The following is a 20,920-nucleotide window of genomic DNA, read 5'->3' on the forward strand; positions in this document are numbered from 1 at the left end:
TCTGCTGTAAACTTATATATAGAATATTTGCAGTAGTAAAAAGAGAAGAACCTTTTGTAAATTTAACAAGATATAATTTGCATATGTCTTAGAATACACTGATTTTCACAGATTTTTGAGCATAAATTTTAAGGGACCCCTATAGCAGAGCACGGGAAATAGTTGTAAGTAAACCTTTAACCGACCTAGGAATCAGGAGCGTTAATAAAATTGACCTTGAATCCGTTAAGAAATTTCCAGTGTCTGAGCATGGTCACTCTATTGAGTCGAAGAACCAATATTGAATCCATGCGAGTTTGGAAATTTTAGGAGTCAAGGTCAATTTTTAGCGGATGATTCCAGTCTTGAATTTTTGTATACTTTTGCTTCAAGGCAAAAGTATAAATAGAAAAATACCCCCACAACTTTTGTATTTGATCTATATTAAGTTAACTATTCATATCCATGGAAAAATTAGAATTCAGAAATGCTGACCTGGCAGATTTAAGTACAATCGTAGCAATATACAATTCGACAATTGCCTCAAGAATGGTGACTGCAGACATGGAAGAAGTCTCTGTAGAAAGCAAAATAAAATGGTTTGAAGAGCATAATTCCCAAACCAGGCCGCTGTGGGTGGTTGAAGATGACCGGGGTGAGATCATCGGATGGGTAAGCTTCAGTTCATTTCATGAAAGAGCAGCTTATAGTGGTACGGTAGAGGTGAGTATTTATCTTGATGAAAGCTGCAGGGGAAAAGGGTATGGGAAAATCATTCTTCAATATTGTATTGACAATGCCGGAAAATTCGGGGTAAAAAACCTTGTCGCCCTTATTTTTCTTCACAATGAGCCAAGCTTGAAACTCTTTAGACATTTTGGATTTGAAGACTGGGGGAGTCTTCCAAACGTAGCTGTTTTGGATGGGGTGGAAAGAAGTCTGAAGATTTTAGGAAGGAGAATTAAGTAAAATAGAGAACTTTTTCTCTTCCTGCTATATTAAAAAATAGCTCGCTGATGTAGCAGATAATGCAGATTTCTTAGGATTCATCAAAATTTGCGAGATCTATGGGAGTACATAAAAAAGCTGCTTCTATTGAAACAGCTTTTTTTAAGTATTATGCATTCTGCTTTATTCGTTTGGCAGACATATTCAAAAATCGTTTTACCAGGAATACGGCAGATACCGTGAGCCCGAGTCCGAGAGCGATCCACATTCCGAAAGCTCCCATTTCCAATGTGACACAGAAGAAATATCCCAAAGGAATCGTGATCACCCAATAGGCGATAAAGGTATAGATCGACGGGATTTTTACATCCTGTAGCCCTCTCAGCATTCCTAAGGCGGTTACCTGAATTCCATCGGAAAGTTGGAACAATGCTGCAATAATCATCAGTTTTGCAGCCAGGGTAATTACTTCCACTTCTTCTTTTTTAGTAAAGAAGGTAGGCAGTATGTTTCTGCCTAAGATAAAGACCAAACCACAGATGCACATGAAAATAAAAGCAATTTTCAGGTTGTTGATTCCTACTTTTCTCAATTCCACAAAATTCTGCTCGCCCAGCTTTCTGCCGATCATGACCGTAGAGGCCACACTGAATCCTACACATAGGTTAAAGGTAAAGGATGCCATGCTTAATGCAATCTGGTGAGAGGCAATATCGTGCGCAGAGATAAGACCGCAGATAAATGCAGCTCCTGCAAAAGCCGTTACTTCAAAGAACATCTGTAAAGCTGTTGGTAATCCCAGCTTAACCATTTTATCAAACATTTTTTTTGAAAAATCCTGTATTTTCAGTGAGAAATCTTTGATATATCGTCTGGTTCGTTCTTCTTTAAGCAAAACAAAGTAAAGGAAGACCACCATGAAAATTCTGGAAATAAGGGTTGCCAGCGCAGAGCCTTTCACACCCATTGCAGGTATTCCCCAAAGGCCTTTGATGAATACATAGTTCAGGACAATGTTGATAATATTGGCAATAATGGTTGCTTTCGTTACACCGATAGTATAAGAAAGACCCTCAGAAACTTCACGGAGCGTTTGAAAGGCCATAAACGGGATCATACTGATCACCATAATACTCAGGAAGCTTACCGTATCTGGGATAATCTTAGCCGGCTGCCCGGAATGGTAGAGCAGAGGCATGCCCAAAAGCAAAATCACCATCAGAATAACCCCCACAGACATATTAATAATAAAGCCATGGCTGAAAACAGAATTTATCGTAGTGTGATCCTGTCTAGAATGGGCTTCTGAGACCAATGGCGGTATGGCAAATGAAAATCCAAGAGCCAGTACAAATATGGAGAAGAATACGGCATTTCCCAGTGAAACGGATGCCAGTGCATCTGCGCCCAAAAGCTTTCCGACGATAATATTATCGAATAAGTTGACGGAAACCTGACCCACCTGGGTGAGCATCACAGGCAAAGCCAAAGTCAGGCATTCTTTCGTATAATTTTTATGTAAAAAGTTCATAATATTTTAAGATTCATATAGTTTTAATTCAAATAGTTCAAAAAAAAAATTTGCAGTAGTTGTACTGCAAATTTTTATAATAGTGTAAATAATAGCTTATTATTTCCTTACAAAACTTGCAACGTCGCCTTCAGATACAGTGTTTCCACCCAGAATAATCAATCTTTCCACAACATTTCTTAGTTCCCTGATATTTCCTGTCCACGAAAGTGCTTTTAGAGCATCAATAGCCTTATCATCAAACTTTTTCATAGCCGTACCGTGCTCATCAGCAATCATACCGGAGAAGTGGTCTACCAATAGTTTGATATCCTCCTTTCTCTCATCCAATGGCGGAACATAAATTTCAATCACCGAAAGTCTGTGATAAAGGTCTTCTCTGAATTTACCTTCTTCTATTTCCTTCTGCATATTCTTATTGGTTGCTGCAATTACCCTTACATCAACTTTTATTTCTTTATCACTTCCTACAGGAGAAACTTTGCTTTCCTGAAGTGCTCTCAATACTTTTGCCTGAGCGATAAGGCTCATGTCACCAATCTCATCAAGGAAGATGGTTCCTCCGTTCGCCTGCTCAAATTTTCCCTGCTTATCTTTGATTGCCCCCGTAAAAGATCCTTTCACGTGTCCGAAAAGTTCGGATTCAATCAATTCAGATGGGATAGCCGCACAGTTGACCTCTACCATAGGGCCTCTTGCACGTTCACTTTGGTTGTGGATGGCATGCGCTACCAGTTCTTTTCCGGCACCGTTGGGGCCCGTGATCAATACTCTGGCATCAGAAGCCGCAACCTTTTCAATCATATCCTGAATCTTCTGCAGGGCAGGAGAATCACCGATCATCTGATATTTTTTGCTTACTTTTTTCTTTAAAGTTTTATTTTCAGTCTGAAGATTTTTATTTTCTTTCTTCAGGGTTTCTTTAACCAGGGCATTTTTTACACTGGTGATCAGTCTATTGATATCAATAGGCTTGGAAATGAAATCATATGCACCCTCTTTAAGGCAGGAAACGGCAGAATCTATGTCTGCGTGACCTGAGATCATGATAAAGGTAGTTTCAGGTTTTAAGGCCAGACTCTGCTTCAAAAGCTCGGTTCCTGAAAGTTTAGGCATTTTGATATCAGATATGATCAATGCGAAATCTTCTTTTTCTACCTGTTTGTACCCTTCAAGGCCGTCTTCGGCGATAACAAAATTCATAATCGGTGAGTTCATCCGAAAGAATACTGTGAAGTACTCCCGAGATTGCTTTTTCGTCTTCTACTATAAGGATTTTTTGCATAGTTGCAAATTTAAATTTTTTGTTTCAATTATTAGCAAAAACTATACCTAAATATTCTATAGAAAATAGTCTCTTCTCCCGAAAATGGCAGACCCAACCCTCACAGAGTTGGCCCCACACTCAATCGCTGCAGGAAAATCATCACTCATTCCCATTGATAATGTTTTTAATGGTTTCAGTTGATTTAATTCATCAAAAATAGCTTTTAAGGTTGAAAATTCTTTTTTCACCTGTGGGAGGTTATCGGTAAAAGTAGCCATTCCCATCAGACCGGTGATCTCAATATTGGGAAACTTTCCATCCAGATAGACTACGAACAGTTTTTTAGCTTCAGAAATCTCAAGCCCGAACTTAGTTTCTTCTGCAGCAATTTTTACCTGAAGCAGAACTTTGATCGTCCTGCTGTTTTTTCCTGCCTCTTTGTTGATTTCGGCTAATAATTTTTCAGAATCCACACTTTGTATGGTATCAATAAAAGGAGCAATATATTTAACCTTATTGGTTTGTAAATGTCCGATGAGATGCCATTGGATATCTTCGGGAAGAAGGGGGGCCTTCTCCATCAGTTCCTGAACTTTATTCTCTCCAAAAACCTTTTGTCCCAGGTCATACACTTCCTTAACAGATGATGCCGGATGCGTCTTAGAAACCGCTACGAGCTGAACGTCTGCCGGAAGCTGATTCTTTATATTCTGATAATTTTCTATAATACTCATACCTGCAAATTTCCGAAAATTACTTGATAGTTGCCAGCTGCAAATGTATTTTACATGGCACTTTGTACTGTCAGATTAATTCAAAACCTCATTGATCTTAGGATACTGTGACATTTTTCTGAAAACAAACTTATTGCTTTTCTGAAGCTTTTCTATAAACAGGTCCAGTTCATTGATGGAGTCTGTATCTCTCAGATATTGATCATGCGTAAGAAAAACAAGATGCTTTGAAGTTTTTTCCAGATCATTCAGGAAGATGCTGTCAACTTTCTTCAGCATTGCTTCGTGGCTTCCCTTTAATGTCATTTTTTGGCTGGGTCTCCATTCAAGATCCCATCCGACTACCTTATAACCTGCTTTTCTAAGTCCATTGGCAGCAGCCGTAGAACTTTTGATGTCTGTTACATTGATATTATTGAGCCTCCAGATATTTCTTCCCGGAGTTCTTGCTATTTTATCATAGAGTTTCAGACTGTCTCTGGCAATATCAAAATCATGTACTACCGCCTCTGCATTCCTGTAGTAGTCTGTGTACTTATTGTGGGCATGTGAGAAACTATGGTTAGCCAGCTCAATAAGTGGGTTTTCTTTAAGAAGTTTCAGATCATCTTTTTGCTTTTTGCTTCCATAGGCATGTTTTCCCACCAAAAATGCTGTGGCACACACGTTTCTTTTATCGAGTACTTTTAGAAGATTTTCCGTGCCCTGGTTAGGGCCGTCATCAAAGGTAAGGTAAATTACTCTTTTGTCAGAGTCTGACTCTGAATCATGATCATCTATATCTGTTCTGGGGACTTTTTCTGCGGCAGGATGTTCCTCGGAATCGAGTCTTTCATTCACTTCATTTTTGAAATTACAGCTGTTCAGCAAAACCGAAGTTGCACTCATCAATGCAACCATCCCGAGAAAAGTCTTATTCTTTGACTTTCCCGCAAAAAATTTATTCATAAAGATTATAGAATTTGATTGTTAAAATTCGTTAAAAACAACTGAATAATGTTAACAAATTATATGCCATGTCCGGGATGCAAATTTCTTTTTAAGCTTATTTTAAGAACTTTAATTTAAAGGGTATTTCTGGTAAATGATGAGATTTGAGAATTATGATTTCAGTTTGTTTGGTTTTAACATTTATTAATGCTAAAATGATAGTTTTTCTCTATTTATATTGAAATAAAATAATTCTTCCTACGATAGGGAATTATATAATAATGGTTGTTTTGAAAAAATGAAAGTATTTTATTTTATAATGCTTTTCAAGAACGTTGCATTCGTGATGGCAGAGGTGCCCCATGTATTGTTGAAGAATATAAAGGTCTTCCGTTTGCTGTCGGAGATTTTTGAGGCCAGGTCACTCAGAAAGGCTTCGCTGTATTCAGATTTGTAGAGAATGGGTTTTCCATGAAGTCTGTAATAAAGTACTTCAGGATGGTTAATGATAACATCTTCCGGTAAATTGCCGGGAAAGCTTACCCCGGTAAAAACTACATTTATTTGATGTAGGGCATCCAGTATCTCCTGTTGCCACCAGGAGGAATGGCGGAATTCAATAACATTTAAAAAATTAAAATCCAGATTGTTGACAATCAGGTTCAGATTTTCCGGAGTATTTTTGAAAGAAGGTGGAAACTGGTAGAGAAACCCGGAAAGTTTATCTTTCAGGCTGCTGTGAATGTGTTGACAGAATGCGGTAATTTCTTCTTTGGAGTCCTTAAGAAGGTTTTGATGGGTAATGGCTTTCGGGATCTTAATGAAAAACCTGAACGAATCCGGCGTCTCGTTATGCCATTTCAGAAGGGTCTTAGCAGTAGGTTTCCGGTAAAAGGTAGAATTGATCTCCACCGCATTGAAAACGTTTCCATATAGAGAAAGAAAGTCCTTACTTTGGGCACCCTCAGGATATAAAGACCCTTTCCAGTCGTTATTGTAAAATCCTGAGCAACCGATGTAAAGACTTTCTTTTTTCATGCTGTTATTTTATATCCAGATCTACGGAATTTAATCTCAATGAATTCAGGATCACGGATAATGAGCTGACACTCATCGCTGCCGCTGCAATCATTGGAGACAGTAGAACTCCAAAGAATGGATACAATAACCCTGCCGCAATAGGAACTCCCAATACATTATAAATAAAAGCAAAGAATAAGTTTTCTTTTATATTTCTGAGAAGTTTCTCACTCAATAATTTGGCTTTGGCTACCCCCATGATATCTCCTTTGAGTAAAGTGATTTCTGCACTCTCAATTGCTACATCGGTTCCCGTTCCCATTGCAATACCCACATCAGACTGGGCAAGGGCAGGAGAGTCGTTGATTCCGTCGCCAGTCATCGCTACGATTTTACCCTGTTGCTGAAGTTTTTTCACCTCATTCAGCTTATCTTCCGGAAGACAGTTGGCTTTAAAATGTTTGATGCCCAGCTCATCAGCAACTGCTTTAGCGGTGTGTTCATTATCACCGGTCATCATAATGACATCAATTCCTTCGTTCATCAGCTTTCGAACTGCTTCTTTAGAGCTTTCTTTGATTTTATCTGTGAAGCTTACAAATCCCAATACCTGCTGGTCACGGGCAATGTAGGAAATTGTATGGGCCTTCGACTGCACTTCCACAGCTTTCTTTTTAAGACTGTCCGGGATCTCGATCTGATGTGAGGTCAGCAGATTTTCATTTCCGAGATATACTGTTTGGCCATTAATGGTTCCTTTCACTCCCTTTCCTGAAATATTTTCAAACTGTTCAACTTTTTCAGCAGATACATTTTCATCCTTCGCTTTTTTGATCACTGCATTTGAAAGTGGATGCTCGGAGTTTTGGTTCAATGAGAATGCTAGCTGTAAAATCAGATTTTTATCCTCGCTGTGTATTGTTTCAATATATTCTACAGAAGGTTTTCCTTCGGTTAATGTTCCTGTTTTATCAGTAATTAAAACATTTACCTTATTCATGTGTTCCAGCGCTTCGGCATTTTTAATCAGGATTCCGTTTTTGGCTCCTTTCCCGATTCCTACCATGAGAGACATTGGAGTTGCCAGTCCAAGGGCACAGGGACAGGCGACAATGAGTACAGCAACGGCATTAATAAATGCAAATAAGCTTCTTTTTCCTTCGGGACCGAAGATCTGCCACACGATAAAAGTAAGGACGGCAATAAGGATCACTACAGGAACAAAGACTTTCGCAACTTTATCGGTAAGCTTCTGTATAGGGGCTTTGCTGCGACTGGCTTCATTAACCATTTTAATAATCTGGGAAAGGAGCGTTTCGTCGCCTACCTTTTCAGCTTTCATGATGAATACCTGGTTTCCGTTGATGGTGCCTGAAGAAACTTTATCATCAATATTTTTTTCAACCGGAACAGGTTCACCAGTAATCATGCTTTCATCTACAATAGAGTTTCCTTCGGTGATCTTTCCGTCCACAGGAATTTTCTCTCCCGGTTTTACTTTTAATAAATCTCCTATTTTTACATGGGAAAGCAAGACTCTTTTTTCTTCCCCATTCACTATAAGGTTTGCCTCGTCCGGTGAAAGATTCATCAGTTCCTTGATGGCGTTACCTGTTTTTTTATGTGCTGCAGCTTCCATCAGCTGTCCCAGAATAACAAGCGTAAGAATCACACAGACTGCTTCAAAATACAGAGGGATCTCATGATTGTGCCCCCGGATTTCATGGGGAATCATATCTGGAAAAATAAGCGCTGCAATACTGAAAATAAAGGCTGCAGCTACTCCCAAGGCGATAAGACTAAACATGTTGAGATTCCATGTCTTAAATGAAACCCAGCCTCTTTTAAGCAGGAACCATCCGGAATAAAACATAACCGGAAGAGTCAGCGCAAGTTCGATAAACCCCTGAATCTGATGAGAAAAAGGGAAGCTGATCAGCATTCCTCCCATTGAGAGTATGAAAACCGGAACGGTGAATGCTAGGGAAATAAGAAATTTTCTTTTTAAGATATTGTAGGTTTCGTCGTCTCCGTCATCATCGCCGTCAGGCATTCTTACCAGATCCATCCCACAGATCGGGCAGCTGCCGGGCTCATCACGGATAATTTCAGGATGCATAGGACACGTATATCGGGCGGTTTTCTTTTCCGGATATTTTACCAGATCCATTCCGCAGACAGGACAGCCAACATTAGAGTCGTAGGTTTTGTCGCCTTCACAGTACATAGGGCAGTAATATTTACCAGCCATTTCGTCGGTGATTTTAGGGGGTTCTTGGTGGGTATGATGATGATCATGACTGTGAGAGTGGGAGTGATGAGCCTCTGCATGATGGATCAGTTCATCAGTAATCTCTTCCAGATGCATGTGACAAACTGGGCAGTCTCCTTTTTCATCGTATACCTTGTCCCCTTCACAAAACATAGGGCAATAGTATTTACCAATGTTGTTTTTAAAGTTACCGGGAAGGTTTGCCGCAGAGTAGGCAGGCTTGTGGTTGGGATCTTTAGCTAGTTTTTCTTCAATAGGCACCAGGTACATTTTGCATACCGGACACCTTTCACCCTGCTTAAAATAGACTTTGTCGCCTTCGCATTCCATAGGACAATAATATACCGAAGACGGAGATACCCGATCCTGAGGTTTTACAAAAGTTTTTTCCGGCTTTTCGGGATCTTCAAGCCTATATTTTCCTATTTCTTCAAGGGCTTTATTTAAAACTGAAAGCTGAACTTCATCATCTGAGGTTATGGTTGCAGTATTGTTTTCCAGATTGACATCCGCTTTTACTCCCTGAATGCTATTCAACTGGTTTGAGATCTTTTTCTGACAACCTGAACAGGTCATTCCGAGTATGGTATATTGTCGCTCCATGATTCTTAAATTTATACTACAAATTTCCAAAATGGAAATCGAACGTTGTTATAAATTTAAGGATAATAGTTATAGAATTTAGGTTTGAGAGCTTGAGGGTGGAAGAGTATTAGAGTATTAGGGCATTAGATTGGCGGTTGATTGCTTATTGATTGAAATACAAAATCCAATATAATCCGACTCTCAAATACTCAAACACCATATTCTTCAACTCAACTATAGATTATCAAGGGGTTTCCTGTGATGATCTTTTAATTTTTTAAACTCTGTAGGAGTAAAGCCGGTTACGTTCCGGAATTGGGCCGAAAGGTGCTGAACACTTTTGTATCCCAATTTCCCTGCAATTTCAGTAAGGTTGAATTCATTATACAAAAGCAGCTCTTTTACTTTTTCAATTTTTTGAAGAATAAAAAACTGTTCAAGGGTGATGTTTTCATTCTGTGAAAAGGTTTTGGATAAAGAACTGTACTCTTTGTGAAGCTCTGAACTTAAAAACTCTGACAGCAGAAAATCTTCATCAATATCAAGCTCACTGACTTTTACGATGATCAGGCTTTTGATTTTCTCAATAAGCTGATGGGCATAGTCCATGATTCTTTCAAAGCCGTTTTCAAGAAGCTGTGTTTCAATGATTCGCATCTTTTCTGCAGAAACCTGCATCATGAGTTCCACTTCCCCGAGAATGATGGAATCTGTTTTAACATCAGCCTTGCTGAAGATGGTTTCTACTGCAGCAATACATCGGTTGCAAACCATGTTTTTGATGAAAATCTTCATAGTCCGCTGTTAAGCCTGTCTTTTACAAATTCGATCTGTGTTTTACCGTGCGGAGAAGGGTTTCCTTCATTATCCAGATTGACCATAACGATTTTTTCCACTGTAATGATGGTTTGGTGGGTCATTTTATTGCGGACATCACATCTCAGCGTGATCGAGGAAGACCCAAAATGGGTTGCTTCAATACCGATTTCAATAATATCTCCCTGTTTGGCGGAGCTTACAAAATTGATTTCCGAGATAAATTTGGTCACCACTTTGGTATTTTCAAGCTGAATAATGGCATATAATGCTGCTTCTTCATCGATCCATTGCAAAAGTCGACCTCCAAAAAGAGAGTGGTTAGGATTCAGGTCTTCCGGTTTGACCCATTTTCTCGTATGGTAGTTCATAATTCTTATCGTTTATTGTACAAATTTAGCATTAAAAGCTGATGTAGTCAATAGATAAGCATTTATTGATCTGAAGAGGATTATTCATTTTCTCAATCATTTTCTTTTGGAGCGCATAGCCTTTGTCTTTGTAATAGAGGAATCATTGGAGAGTTTTTGATATTGGTCACTTTCAACGGCATATAATGCTACTTTTCCTTCGGTATTATGATGAATTCCAAATCCATATCTTTTGGCTAAAGGAGAAGAACGAAGACAGGGCTGCCCTTTGGAGAAGAACTGTTCTCTTTCTTTTTCCTTTTCATTTTCTGAAATGCCGCTTTTAACAGCATGACATTCAAAAATAACATCATCAGAAGAATACTGATAAGGATGCTTGCTGATTATTTCATATTGAAGGCTAGCCAGTGTTTTCTCTTTTTTCTGAGGCGGAACTTCCGACCTCGAAACAGGGCAGTCTTCCGCAATTTCTATGAAGGTATTAACGTAATTCGTGGTGTGGATTTTCATAGCCTATAGATAAGGATATATAAATGATAAAGATCCGGATTTTTGGGTATATATTATTCTTTATACTCTAAAATTTCTCCCGGCTGGCAGTCCAGTGCCTTACAAAGCGCTTCCAGCGTACTAAACCGAACGGCTTTAGCCTTACCGGTCTTTAAAATGGAAAGATTAGAAAGGGTTAGATCTACTTTTTCAGAGAGCTCATTCAATGACATTTTTCTTTTGGCCATGATGACATCTAAGTTGACTATAATCGGCATGTCTATATTGTTAATTCGTTTTCGGATTGTATTTCGATTCCTCGTTTAAATACCTGGGCGATAATAAATATAATTCCTCCAAAAAACAAGTATTCGGCTCCAAAGCCCGTAAATTCATAGATATTAGTGAGTTGAACTCCTTTTTTTATAAAACCTTCCCCGTAAGAATCTGCGATTAATAACAGAATACCAATGGCCAGTGAGGAATAGCTGATTCTGGTGATTAATTTCATAACGCTTTCACTGAAAGGAGCTGCCAGATTTAGCTGTCCGAAAATCCTGATCACCAGAAAACAAAGATACGCCTTATAGCATGCAATGAAGATAATAAAAGACATCATCAGATGGTATGAGCTGATATTATAATGATAAAGTTCAAGCAGGTTCAACCCTTCATAGAGGTTTTTTGCGCCTTCCGGATTGACGATCGTAACGATAAATGCGAAGGTAAGTGCACCTGCTTTTATACATGAACCGATAAATATAATCCAGGTGATTATATTTAATACATAAAGAATTTTTTGGGTTTTCATCGTAATTTGATTTTGATTCAATGCAAATATCAATAAAAATTTATTGAAAAACAATAAATTTTTATTCTTTTTCAATCATCGCTGTTTTTTAATTCAACATAATGTAAGAAATACTTAAAAAAAGCTTTGATTTGAAATTATTAATTGTATCTTGCATACGTTATATTTGGAATCAATATTTGTTCATTAATTTATGTTGTTTTTCTTTTATATACCAAATTTTTATTAATTTTTTAATTTATTTTAAAATGAACATTTTTGTTTCAAACATCAATTACGCAACTAAAGAGTATGAGTTGCACGATCTATTCGCAGAATTTGGAGATGTATCATCAGCTAAAATCGTTACAGACAGAGAAACTGGTCGTTCCAGAGGTTTCGGTTTCGTAGAGATGGGTGATGAAGAAGGAGCTCAAGCTATTGAAGCTCTTAACCAAAAAGAATTCAACGGAAAAACACTGAACGTATCTGAAGCTAAGCCAAGAGAGGAAAAACCAAGAAGAAGCTTCGATAACAACAGAGGTGGAGGTTATGGTGGTAACAACAATAGAGGCGGAGGCTATGGCGGTAACAACAACCGTAGCGGAGGCGGAAATCGTTGGTAAAAATATAAGGCGGCTTTTTTAAGCCGCTTTTTTTATGCCCAAACTTGAAATAAAAGCTGAGGCCCAAAAGTTGATAAAACAAATTATTTTTTTCCTATTATACTTTTGCCTTGAAATCGAAGATTAGACGGAGTCAAGCAAAAGGATACAAAAATTCAAGACTGGAATCATCCCCTAAAAATAGATCTTGATCCCTTTAATTTCCAAACTCGGATGGATCAGGTATTTGATTTTCAATTCAATAGGATGTTATGCTTAGACACTGGAAATGTTTCAACAGATTTAAGATCAATTTTGCCTCTGAATTTTTATTTTTGTTTGAATCGGCGAATTTTAAAACGTTTCTTAACACTCCTTATTCCCTGTTCGATTAAGGATTACTTATTAATTAATCAGGACGCCAGATATTCAATAGAACGGACTTTATTCCGTCCCGTTCACCTATAATGGAAAATAAAAACTGATCTCTCGAATTTATCAACAGTTGACCCCTTAGCCTTTTGATATAGCCCACACCTTTGCATATCATTTAATTAAAATTAAACGCTGCCAATTTCATCTGTGATTCCCTGTACTTATTTTATTTTTACCAGCAGGAAGGCATCCTGAAAATAAATGCTGTCAAGATTGTTATAAGAATCTTTTTCCTTTATTATTTGTTTAAAGATAAGCTGTACGTGGTATTTTCCCAAATCTGTTTCCATAGAAATTTCAGGGACTTTTACCGTACCGGTTTTACCTGTGTTTTCTTTAAACAGCCTTATGATTTGAGATCCGAAATCAATTTCCTCCTTTGCATTCAATGTCAGTTTTAATGAAGATTTTTTGGACAGTTCATCGGTTAGGGTAAACTGATCATCATTGAGCTTCTGAGGTTCGTCTTGATTATATTTGGAGAAACTGATCAGATGCTGATAGCTTTCTATGTTTATTGCCTGTTTTTCAGATTGGAGAATCAGCCTTTCGACTTCATAATGATTCGTTTTTGAGGTCCTGGTGATATTGGCAAACCTGTTCTGGATATTGAATCCTATCATATAAAAGTTTCCGGTTTTAATATTTTCTGCCAGGGTTGTCTGGTCTTTCTTATCTAAGAAGCTGAAGATAAAATCGGTCTGTTTTCTTTCTGCCAGAAATTCAATCTTATCAGCGATTTCACGACTGACGGTATCTGTGACTTTCTTTTCAAAATTTATTTTTCCGTCCTGTAACAGCTGCTGCTGATTTAAAACGTTTAAAAGCTCAGCCTTCTGGCTTCGTTTGGCTACGCTGAACGCATTCAGGTAAGGGAAGATTAAAGCAAAAACACCAAATACAAATAAGCTTACCGGAATAAATTTTATCGTGGATCTTTTGGTGAACACAAAATACATCACAATACTCAAAAGCCAGAGGGCGATCAGTAAAACAAAATATCTGGGCTCTGTATATCCGTATTCTAAAATTCGAGTGAAAATAGCCGTGAAAAGCAGTACGACCAAAGGGATTATAGTATAATAGAATGCTTTTGAAAATATTTTGACCCAAGATTTTGCATGATCTTCTTTCAGTGGATGAACCAGAAGGATTGCTAAAATTCCTACTATACTATAAGCCAGAATAAGGTAAGAAACCCAGCCTCTTGGCAGTTGCCAGTTGATAAGGATCTTAAACGAATAAAAATAGAGAATGACTACATAGATAAGCAGTAAAGGAATAAGGATAAACTGGGTGAAAAATTTTAAAACCACAGGATAGGTGCCGTCTTTTTCAAGACTGCTCAGTCCTTTTTCATTAAACAAAAGGAAAATAAAGCAGCTTCCCGAAATGGCAAGAAGAAAGAATGTATCAGTGTACAGTCTGTCTCTGAAATTAAAATCAAAAAGCTTGTCAACGGCAAGAATTGCCAGCTCAACTCCACCGGTAAGAACTCCTGTAAATACAGCGGTAAGAAAGATGTTGACAAAAAGATTTTTATTGTACTGCCAGAATCCTGTCTCCGCGTTTTTCTTTATAAATGGAATAAAGGAAACAAGCAGATGGGTTAAAATTGCTGTGACGGCAATCATGTAGACGTAAACATCGGTGAAATTATTTTTTTTATCGGGTAGGATAAAATAAAAAACTGCAAGAAAAACAATCCCGCAGAGATGCAGGAGAGGTTCTCTGCCGATTCTCTGAGCCAGCATTTTTAACGCAAACATCAGGGAGATTCCCAGGGAAGCACAGATGGTGAGTTTTGAAAATACAATAAACAATTCCGGATCATTGTTGTTTCTATTCATGCAGATAGCCCCGATAGAGGCGATGACAGCCATGATCAAGACCATAGGATACCGGGTAATGACTTCATTGGCCCGGCTTAACGTTTGTCGGAATTTTGTTTTCATGATTTGGTGTTTGGTGGTCTAGTCTTTTTTCTTCTTTTTCTTTTTCTCCTTTTCCTTCTCTTTTTCCTTCTCTTTTTCTTTACCCTTTTTTTCTTTTTTGGGGTTGAGAACTTCGTTGGCTATTTCGAATTCAGGCTGCTTCTTTCGGGTTGGTTTTATTTCTATTTTAAGATCAAAATGACCTTTCATATCTTCCTGAGAAATTAATTTCTCATTCAGCAGCAGTTCCAGGATCTCTTTTCCGGAATCATTAAAGAAATGATGGGAAAGCTCCTTCAGCAGAAATTTTTTGTACTCTTCAAAAGGAACGATGACACTGTATTTGAAAATTCTTCCTTCTTTTACGGTGGACAGGTAGCCTTTTTCCACCAAAATTTTCAAATAGGTAGACACCGTATTCTGATGGGGCTTGGGTTCCGGGTGCTGCTCCATAACGTCCTTCAGATAGAAAGATTCCATTTTCCAAAACAGCTTCATAAAGTTTTCTTCTGCGGCAGTAAGATGATTTATTTTCATATAGTACTCTAATGTTGAAATTGAATATTGCAATAAAGATAAATAAAAGATACCATAAAAGCTATTCCGGCGCCCATAAATACTTCTTTTACGGTATGTCTTTTTAAAATAATTCTTGTGATTCCGACCAGAATAGCGATTCCCAGCCATAGGAGGCCTATCTTCCAGTCTAAGGTGAAAAATAAAGCTGCAACAAACACATTGAATGCGGTGTGCATTGAGCTTTTAATAAAGAAATTACTGATTTGAAGGGCAAAAAGAAGAATTAAAATAAACAGCATCACCAGATCGATATAACCGTTCTGAACATAATTAAAAATAAGATAAGTGACGACACATACGGCAATGAATATATACAGTGTTTTTCTCTGAATGCGGTTGGATACATCCATATTGGTATACCTGCCGGTTTTTACATTCCAAACCAGCCATATCACTACAGGAACGATGATCATTAGCAATACCGGAATAAAATAAAGAAGAGATTCTGTCCATGTGTATTTGTTGACACTCATGGATATAAAAAAAATGATCAGGGAGACCAGGGGATTGAAAAAATCAGAGATGATTTTTGAAATTTTGTGTAGTAATGAAGACTGTTTTTCTTCCATAATCGAATTTAAAAAACCAAATATACTATTATAACGTCAAAGGACAAATGAAAGAAGAGCAGGCAAGAGGAATTGGGAACTCTGTAAAGTGTTTCAATATCAGTTGCTTCACTTGGAATAAAATATTTTTTGGTGGTTTTAAATTTAGATTAAATTTTGCACGAAATACCTATCTTTATTTATCATTTTTTAACATATGTATAATGAAACACCTGTTCATATTTCTGTTGGTCATAATAAGTTGTTTTACCTTCGGACAAAAGCTTTCTCAGAAACCTGGTTTTGTGCAGACAGGTCCCATCCATCAGTTAAGAATTTACGAAATCCCCAAAGAGAATAAGCAGGTATTTCTGGATCGCTTCAGGGATCATGCACTCAGAATAATGAAGAAATATGGTTTTACAATTGTCGCGATCTGGGAATCGGAGTTCAGGGAAAAAACCGAATTTGTGTACTTGCTGGAGTGGAAAAATGAAGAGGCCATGAAAACAGGTTGGGAAGCATTTATGGGAGATAAAGAATGGAAGGATATTAAAGCCAGAACAGCAAAGCAATATGGCAATTTTGTTAATGATATTGAAGACAGAATCTTGAAAATTGAAAATTTTTCTCCGGAAAAAAAGCTGTTGAAATAACCAAAAGATATATTAACAATAATTAAAGAGGAAAGAAATAGGAGCATAAAAAATAATGAATTCTACTATCCCTGAATCCTGTATTAGTTCAATAAAACCATATGGATAGGCCGACTCCTTATAGATAACAACATAAAAATGACAGATGGAATGGTGCTTCTTAAGCTGATCCGGGGCTCGAAAATTAAGAATAATCCCTTCAGCCCGCAAATGGATTTTAGAGAAAAAACGAAAAGTTATCCATGTATAGAATAAAAACAAAGTTTTTTTCATAATTTTGCTCAACTATTTCATCATAAAAAAGCAAGAGCTAACACATGAAAGAATTTTCTAAAGAGGTATACCTGAAGTGGTATGAAGATATGACAATGTGGAGAAGGTTTGAAGACAAATGCCGTTCTCTTTATCTAAAACAAAAGATCAGAGGTTTTTTACATTTGTATAACGGTCAGGAAGCTATTCCTGCAGGATTCACACATGCAATGGATTTAACGAAGGACAGTATGATTACCGCTTACAGATGCCACATCCATCCAATGGCGATGGGAGTAGATCCTAAGAGAATCATGGCGGAACTTTGTGGTAAAGCGACTGGAACCTCCGGAGGTATGGGTGGATCTATGCACATTTTCAGTAAAGAGCACCGTTTTTATGGTGGACACGGAATCGTTGGAGGACAAATTCCTTTAGGAGCAGGTATTGCTTTTGCAGATAAATATTTCGATAGAAAAGCGGTGAACATCTGTTTCTTTGGAGATGGTGCTGCAAGACAGGGGTCTTTACATGAGACCTTCAACATGGCGATGAACTGGAAGCTGCCTGTGGTATTTGTTGTGGAAAACAACCAATATGCGATGGGAACTTCTGTAAAAAGAACAGCCAACCACGAAGATATCTATAAATTAGGATTAGGATACGAAATGCCTTGCCTTGCGGTAGATGCGATGGATCCTGAAAAAGTAGCAGAAGCTGCTTATGAAGCTATTGAAAGAGCGAGAAGAGGAGACGGTCCTACGTTTATCGAAGCAAGAACATACCGTTACAGAGGACACTCAATGTCTGATGCTGAGCCATACAGATCCAAAGAGGAAGTAGCCATTCACAAGAATGACGATCCTATCGAATTGGTAAAACACAGAATTTTAGAAAACGGATGGGCTACAGAAGAAGAATTGGAAGCAATGGACAATAAGTCAAGAGATTTTGTTGACGAGTGTATTGAGTTCATGGAAAACTCCCCATATCCTGAAGCAGAAAAAATCTATGAGTATGTCTATGCTCAGGAAGATTATCCATTCTTAGATAAACTAGAAAACTAAAAAAGATAATGAGTTAATTTGACAATTTGAAAATTTGAGAATGTGATATTGCATATCCTTTTTAATTTTCAAATTTTCAGATGGCTAAATTTTCAAATTAAAATAAATTATGGCAGAAGTAATTACGATGCCCCGCCTTTCCGACACGATGACGGAAGGTAAAGTGGCAAAATGGCATAAAAACGTAGGCGATACAGTAAAAGAAGGAGATATTTTAGCTGAAATTGAAACTGACAAAGCAGTTCAGGATTTCGAATCTGAAGTAGAAGGTACCCTTTTATACATTGGTGTAGAAGAAGGCGGTGCTGCTGCTGTAGATTCTGTTTTGGCAATTATCGGTAAAGAAGGAGAAGATATTTCAGGATTAACAGGTGGGGCTGCTGCTCCCGGTACCGGCACTGAAGAAAAAAAATCAGAGGAAGAGCCTAAAGCAGATAGTCCAGCAACTTCTGAACCAGCTGCAACAGCTGCTCCGGAAGGTGTAGAAGTTATTACCATGCCAAGACTTTCTGATACCATGACCGAAGGTAAGGTAGCTAAATGGCATAAAAATGTAGGCGATACAGTAAAAGAAGGAGATCTTCTTGCTGAAATCGAAACAGATAAAGCCGTACAGGATTTCGAATCGGAATTCAATGGGGTATTATTAAAGCAGGGTGTAGAAGAAGGTGGTGCGGCTCCTGTTGATTCCGTACTAGCGATTATTGGCCCTGAAGGAACTGATGTTTCTTCTGTAGGGGCTCCAAAAGCTACTGCACCGTCTACTGAAAAACCAGTTGAGCAAAAACAAGAAGCTAAAACTGAAGAAAAGGCTGCACCTGCTGCTAATTCTTCAACTTCTGACAGAGTGGCAATTTCTCCTTTAGCTAAGAAAATGGCTCAGGATAAAGGGGTGGATATCAATAGCGTTCAGGGTTCCGGTGAAAACGGAAGAATCGTGAAAAAAGATATTGAAAACTATCAGCCATCTGCAAAATCAGCGGCTTCAGCTCCGGCTGCAAGTGCAGCGGCCCAGGTTGCGGTAAACTTCGTTCAGGGAGAAGATACAGAGACTCCAAACTCACAAGTGAGAAACGTAATTGCAAAACGTCTTGCTGAAAGTAAATTCTCTGCTCCTCACTATTACCTGATGGTTGAGATCAACATGGATAAAGCTATTGAAGCCAGAAAAGAAATCAATTCTTTACCCGATACAAAAATTTCATTCAATGATATGATCATTAAAGCAACAGCTATTGCTTTAAGAAAACATCCTCAGGTAAATTCAAGCTGGGCAGGAGATAAGATCATTCACAGAGGAAATATCAACATCGGTGTGGCAGTAGCTATTCCTGACGGATTGGTGGTTCCGGTATTGAAAAATACAGACCAGATGTCTTACACCCAGATCTCTGCATCCGTAAAAGATATGGCGTCAAGAGCTAAAAATAAAGGACTTAAGGCAAACGAAATGGAAGGGTCTACCTTCTCTATTTCCAACCTGGGAATGTTCGGAATCGAGACTTTTACAAGTATCATCAACCAACCTAATTCTGCTATCCTTTCAGTAGGAGCGATTATTGAGAAACCAATCGTTAAAGACGGTCAGATTGTCGTTGGAAACACCATGAAGCTTTCATTGGCGTGTGACCACAGAGTGGTAGATGGCGCTACAGGTGCTCAGTTCCTGCAAACATTAAGAACTTATTTAGAAAGTCCGTTAACACTGTTACTGTAATTTTCTGAATTGAAGATAATACAGCCTCCCCACCGGGAGGCTTTTTTTGTTATATCCGTTGAGGAATTTAAATTATCACCGTACTTTTTGATGGAATTTCAAAATCAAATTAGTATTTTTGAATCATGATTAAAGCGAGAAATATCCATAAATCTTATGGGAATTTAGAAGTACTGAAAGGTGTTGATATTCATATTAAAATGGGTGAGGTTGTTTCTATTGTAGGAGAATCAGGGGCAGGCAAATCTACATTGCTGCAGATCCTGGGCACCCTTGATCATCCGAGTCAGTCTGGCAAATATGATACAGAAATTGCGATTGCCGGAGAATCATTTATCAATATGAATGATAAGCAACTTTCCAAATTCAGAAATCAGAATATTGGCTTTGTCTTTCAGTTTCATCAGCTTCTTCCAGAGTTTACCGCCCTGGAAAATGTCTTGCTTCCAACAAAAATTGCGGGAGCCAATGAGAGAGAAGCGCTTGAAAAGGCGTATGCCCTTTTTGAAGATTTAAAAATAGAACAGAGATTGAATCATAAACCCAATCAGCTTTCAGGTGGAGAGGCGCAGAGGGTGGCCGTAGCAAGAGCTTTAATCAATTCACCGAAAATCATTTTTGCTGATGAGCCAACAGGAAACCTGGATTCTAAAAATGCGGATGATCTTCACAGATTGTTTTTCGATCTTAGGGATAAATACAATCAGACTTTTGTCATTGTTACCCATAATCCGAATCTTGCTGAAATTACAGACCGTAAGCTTGTCATGAAAGATGGGATGATTATAGAGTAGCCTTACAAAACACCGTGATGAGACCCATTATTTTTCTTTTAATACTTTTAACTTTCTGTTCAAAAGCCGGATCTCAGCAGTTGGATACTCCGGGGCTGCCTGCATCAAAAATATCAGAAATTAAAGAATTTATCAAAGGAAAAAAGTACAGTCAGGAGCTGGCCGTTTTTATCAATTATAAAATACCTTCTGGAAAATACCGCTATTTCATCTATAATCTGAAAAGAAATACAGTCGTTCAAAAAGCAGTAGTTTCTCATGGTTCAGGCTCAGTAATTCCCCGATCAGAATCTTTACAGTTCAGCAATGTAGAAGGATCCTACCAGACTTCCCTTGGAAAGTACGAAATTGGAGAAAGCTATGTAGGGAAATTTGGAAAAGCATACCGTTTAATAGGACTGGACGCTACCAATAGTAATGCCATGCAAAGAGCCATTGTTCTTCATTCTTACGGATGTGTGCCGGATAAAGAATCTCAAAATCCTGTATGCTTAAGTTTAGGCTGTCCAATGCTTTCTGCAAATGCATTGAACCGGACTGCAGCATATATTGATCAATCGGAAGACCCTGTGATCTTATATGCATTTTATTAATTACTTTT

Annotated in this window: 20 protein-coding genes and 1 pseudogene; 7 read left to right on the top strand and 14 right to left on the bottom strand. The window is 38.0% G+C overall.

Annotated elements, in window-relative coordinates; all coding sequences use genetic code 11:
* Window positions 1-444 precede the first annotated feature (444 nt).
* Window positions 445-948 (top strand): GNAT family N-acetyltransferase, encoded by a 504-nt coding sequence (locus tag DRF67_RS15265; protein WP_115929165.1) that lies wholly within the window; start codon window positions 445-447, stop codon window positions 946-948.
* 148 nt (window positions 949-1,096) lie between these two features.
* On the opposite strand, the gene DRF67_RS15270 is transcribed toward DRF67_RS15265, so the two are convergent.
* The 11 genes and pseudogenes from DRF67_RS15270 to DRF67_RS15320 form a co-directional block, all read right to left on the bottom strand.
* Window positions 1,097-2,458 carry an MATE family efflux transporter gene (locus DRF67_RS15270; protein ID WP_115929166.1) on the bottom strand — a complete coding sequence of 454 codons (1,362 nt, stop codon included), beginning with the start codon at window positions 2,456-2,458 and terminating at the stop codon, window positions 1,097-1,099.
* 99 nt (window positions 2,459-2,557) lie between these two features.
* Window positions 2,558-3,743 (bottom strand): annotated as a pseudogene (locus DRF67_RS15275) (sigma-54-dependent transcriptional regulator).
* 56 nt (window positions 3,744-3,799) lie between these two features.
* Window positions 3,800-4,459, bottom strand: coding sequence for a YggS family pyridoxal phosphate-dependent enzyme (locus DRF67_RS15280; protein ID WP_115929167.1), 660 nt, complete (start codon window positions 4,457-4,459; stop codon window positions 3,800-3,802).
* A 75-nt stretch (window positions 4,460-4,534) separates the two neighbouring features.
* On the bottom strand, window positions 4,535-5,407 hold the full coding sequence (locus tag DRF67_RS15285; RefSeq protein WP_115929168.1) for a polysaccharide deacetylase family protein: 873 nt from the start codon (window positions 5,405-5,407) through the stop codon (window positions 4,535-4,537).
* Window positions 5,408-5,698: 291 nt separating this feature from the next.
* Entirely contained in the window at window positions 5,699-6,427 is a 729-nt protein-coding gene (locus DRF67_RS15290; protein ID WP_115929169.1) for a DUF72 domain-containing protein, read from the bottom strand.
* 4 nt (window positions 6,428-6,431) lie between these two features.
* Window positions 6,432-9,284, bottom strand: coding sequence for a heavy metal translocating P-type ATPase (locus DRF67_RS15295; protein WP_115929170.1), 2,853 nt, complete (start codon window positions 9,282-9,284; stop codon window positions 6,432-6,434).
* A gap of 216 nt (window positions 9,285-9,500) precedes the next feature.
* Window positions 9,501-10,061 carry a helix-turn-helix domain-containing protein gene (locus tag DRF67_RS15300; RefSeq protein ID WP_115929171.1) on the bottom strand — a complete coding sequence of 187 codons (561 nt, stop codon included), beginning with the start codon at window positions 10,059-10,061 and terminating at the stop codon, window positions 9,501-9,503.
* Window positions 10,058-10,453 (bottom strand): acyl-CoA thioesterase, encoded by a 396-nt coding sequence (locus tag DRF67_RS15305; RefSeq protein WP_115929172.1) that lies wholly within the window; start codon window positions 10,451-10,453, stop codon window positions 10,058-10,060. The genes DRF67_RS15300 and DRF67_RS15305 overlap by 4 nt, the downstream gene beginning before the upstream one ends.
* Window positions 10,454-10,549: 96 nt before the next feature.
* Window positions 10,550-10,963: a DUF6157 family protein gene (locus DRF67_RS15310; RefSeq protein WP_115929173.1), complete on the bottom strand. Its 414-nt coding sequence runs from the start codon at window positions 10,961-10,963 to the stop codon at window positions 10,550-10,552.
* Window positions 10,964-11,016: 53 nt separating this feature from the next.
* Window positions 11,017-11,220 (bottom strand): helix-turn-helix domain-containing protein, encoded by a 204-nt coding sequence (locus tag DRF67_RS15315; protein ID WP_115929174.1) that lies wholly within the window; start codon window positions 11,218-11,220, stop codon window positions 11,017-11,019.
* Between the two features lie 2 nt (window positions 11,221-11,222).
* Entirely contained in the window at window positions 11,223-11,753 is a 531-nt protein-coding gene (locus tag DRF67_RS15320) for a DUF2975 domain-containing protein (RefSeq protein WP_115929175.1), read from the bottom strand.
* Between the two features lie 248 nt (window positions 11,754-12,001).
* Here DRF67_RS15320 and DRF67_RS15325 point away from each other — a divergent pair, with 248 nt between their 5' ends.
* Window positions 12,002-12,358, top strand: a complete 357-nt coding sequence (locus DRF67_RS15325; RefSeq protein WP_115929176.1) for an RNA recognition motif domain-containing protein — start codon at window positions 12,002-12,004, stop codon at window positions 12,356-12,358.
* A 575-nt stretch (window positions 12,359-12,933) separates the two neighbouring features.
* Here DRF67_RS15325 and DRF67_RS15330 read toward each other — a convergent pair.
* The 3 genes from DRF67_RS15330 to DRF67_RS15340 are packed head-to-tail and all read right to left on the bottom strand — an operon-like array spanning window position 12,934 to window position 15,854.
* Window positions 12,934-14,727 (bottom strand): DUF4153 domain-containing protein, encoded by a 1,794-nt coding sequence (locus DRF67_RS15330; RefSeq protein ID WP_115929177.1) that lies wholly within the window; start codon window positions 14,725-14,727, stop codon window positions 12,934-12,936.
* Between the two features lie 18 nt (window positions 14,728-14,745).
* Window positions 14,746-15,243: a BlaI/MecI/CopY family transcriptional regulator gene (locus DRF67_RS15335; protein WP_115929178.1), complete on the bottom strand. Its 498-nt coding sequence runs from the start codon at window positions 15,241-15,243 to the stop codon at window positions 14,746-14,748.
* Window positions 15,244-15,251: 8 nt separating this feature from the next.
* Entirely contained in the window at window positions 15,252-15,854 is a 603-nt protein-coding gene (locus DRF67_RS15340) for a phosphatase PAP2 family protein (protein ID WP_115929179.1), read from the bottom strand.
* A gap of 203 nt (window positions 15,855-16,057) precedes the next feature.
* On the opposite strand from DRF67_RS15340, the gene DRF67_RS15345 reads away from it, so the two are divergent.
* From DRF67_RS15345 to DRF67_RS15370, 5 genes are all read left to right on the top strand, one after another.
* Window positions 16,058-16,489, top strand: a complete 432-nt coding sequence (locus DRF67_RS15345) for an NIPSNAP family protein (RefSeq protein WP_115929180.1) — start codon at window positions 16,058-16,060, stop codon at window positions 16,487-16,489.
* Window positions 16,490-16,806: 317 nt separating this feature from the next.
* Window positions 16,807-17,808, top strand: coding sequence for a pyruvate dehydrogenase (acetyl-transferring) E1 component subunit alpha (gene pdhA, locus DRF67_RS15355; protein WP_115929182.1), 1,002 nt, complete (start codon window positions 16,807-16,809; stop codon window positions 17,806-17,808).
* 109 nt (window positions 17,809-17,917) lie between these two features.
* Complete coding sequence (locus DRF67_RS15360) at window positions 17,918-19,525, top strand: pyruvate dehydrogenase complex dihydrolipoamide acetyltransferase (protein WP_115929183.1); 1,608 nt, start codon at window positions 17,918-17,920, stop codon at window positions 19,523-19,525.
* A gap of 125 nt (window positions 19,526-19,650) precedes the next feature.
* Entirely contained in the window at window positions 19,651-20,319 is a 669-nt protein-coding gene (locus DRF67_RS15365) for an ABC transporter ATP-binding protein (protein WP_115929184.1), read from the top strand.
* 17 nt (window positions 20,320-20,336) lie between these two features.
* Entirely contained in the window at window positions 20,337-20,912 is a 576-nt protein-coding gene (locus DRF67_RS15370; RefSeq protein WP_228435821.1) for a murein L,D-transpeptidase catalytic domain-containing protein, read from the top strand.
* Window positions 20,913-20,920: the final 8 nt, after the last annotated feature.

Source organism: Chryseobacterium pennipullorum (genome assembly GCF_003384725.1).
Lineage (GTDB): Bacteria > Bacteroidota > Bacteroidia > Flavobacteriales > Weeksellaceae > Chryseobacterium > Chryseobacterium pennipullorum.

Excerpts from the sequence above, each read along its gene's own strand:
- DRF67_RS15265 (WP_115929165.1), top strand. The coding sequence starts at position 445 with ATGGAAAAATTAGAATTCAGAAATGCTGACCTGGCAGATTTAAGTACA.
- DRF67_RS15270 (WP_115929166.1), bottom strand. The coding sequence starts at position 2,458 with ATGAACTTTTTACATAAAAATTATACGAAAGAATGCCTGACTTTGGCT.
- DRF67_RS15280 (WP_115929167.1), bottom strand. The coding sequence starts at position 4,459 with ATGAGTATTATAGAAAATTATCAGAATATAAAGAATCAGCTTCCGGCA.
- DRF67_RS15285 (WP_115929168.1), bottom strand. The coding sequence starts at position 5,407 with ATGAATAAATTTTTTGCGGGAAAGTCAAAGAATAAGACTTTTCTCGGG.
- DRF67_RS15290 (WP_115929169.1), bottom strand. The coding sequence starts at position 6,427 with ATGAAAAAAGAAAGTCTTTACATCGGTTGCTCAGGATTTTACAATAAC.
- DRF67_RS15295 (WP_115929170.1), bottom strand. The coding sequence starts at position 9,284 with ATGGAGCGACAATATACCATACTCGGAATGACCTGTTCAGGTTGTCAG.
- DRF67_RS15300 (WP_115929171.1), bottom strand. The coding sequence starts at position 10,061 with ATGAAGATTTTCATCAAAAACATGGTTTGCAACCGATGTATTGCTGCA.
- DRF67_RS15305 (WP_115929172.1), bottom strand. The coding sequence starts at position 10,453 with ATGAACTACCATACGAGAAAATGGGTCAAACCGGAAGACCTGAATCCT.
- DRF67_RS15310 (WP_115929173.1), bottom strand. The coding sequence starts at position 10,963 with ATGAAAATCCACACCACGAATTACGTTAATACCTTCATAGAAATTGCG.
- DRF67_RS15315 (WP_115929174.1), bottom strand. The coding sequence starts at position 11,220 with ATGCCGATTATAGTCAACTTAGATGTCATCATGGCCAAAAGAAAAATG.
- DRF67_RS15320 (WP_115929175.1), bottom strand. The coding sequence starts at position 11,753 with ATGAAAACCCAAAAAATTCTTTATGTATTAAATATAATCACCTGGATT.
- DRF67_RS15325 (WP_115929176.1), top strand. The coding sequence starts at position 12,002 with ATGAACATTTTTGTTTCAAACATCAATTACGCAACTAAAGAGTATGAG.
- DRF67_RS15330 (WP_115929177.1), bottom strand. The coding sequence starts at position 14,727 with ATGAAAACAAAATTCCGACAAACGTTAAGCCGGGCCAATGAAGTCATT.
- DRF67_RS15335 (WP_115929178.1), bottom strand. The coding sequence starts at position 15,243 with ATGAAAATAAATCATCTTACTGCCGCAGAAGAAAACTTTATGAAGCTG.
- DRF67_RS15340 (WP_115929179.1), bottom strand. The coding sequence starts at position 15,854 with ATGGAAGAAAAACAGTCTTCATTACTACACAAAATTTCAAAAATCATC.
- DRF67_RS15345 (WP_115929180.1), top strand. The coding sequence starts at position 16,058 with ATGAAACACCTGTTCATATTTCTGTTGGTCATAATAAGTTGTTTTACC.
- pdhA (WP_115929182.1), top strand. The coding sequence starts at position 16,807 with ATGAAAGAATTTTCTAAAGAGGTATACCTGAAGTGGTATGAAGATATG.
- DRF67_RS15360 (WP_115929183.1), top strand. The coding sequence starts at position 17,918 with ATGGCAGAAGTAATTACGATGCCCCGCCTTTCCGACACGATGACGGAA.
- DRF67_RS15365 (WP_115929184.1), top strand. The coding sequence starts at position 19,651 with ATGATTAAAGCGAGAAATATCCATAAATCTTATGGGAATTTAGAAGTA.
- DRF67_RS15370 (WP_228435821.1), top strand. The coding sequence starts at position 20,337 with ATGAGACCCATTATTTTTCTTTTAATACTTTTAACTTTCTGTTCAAAA.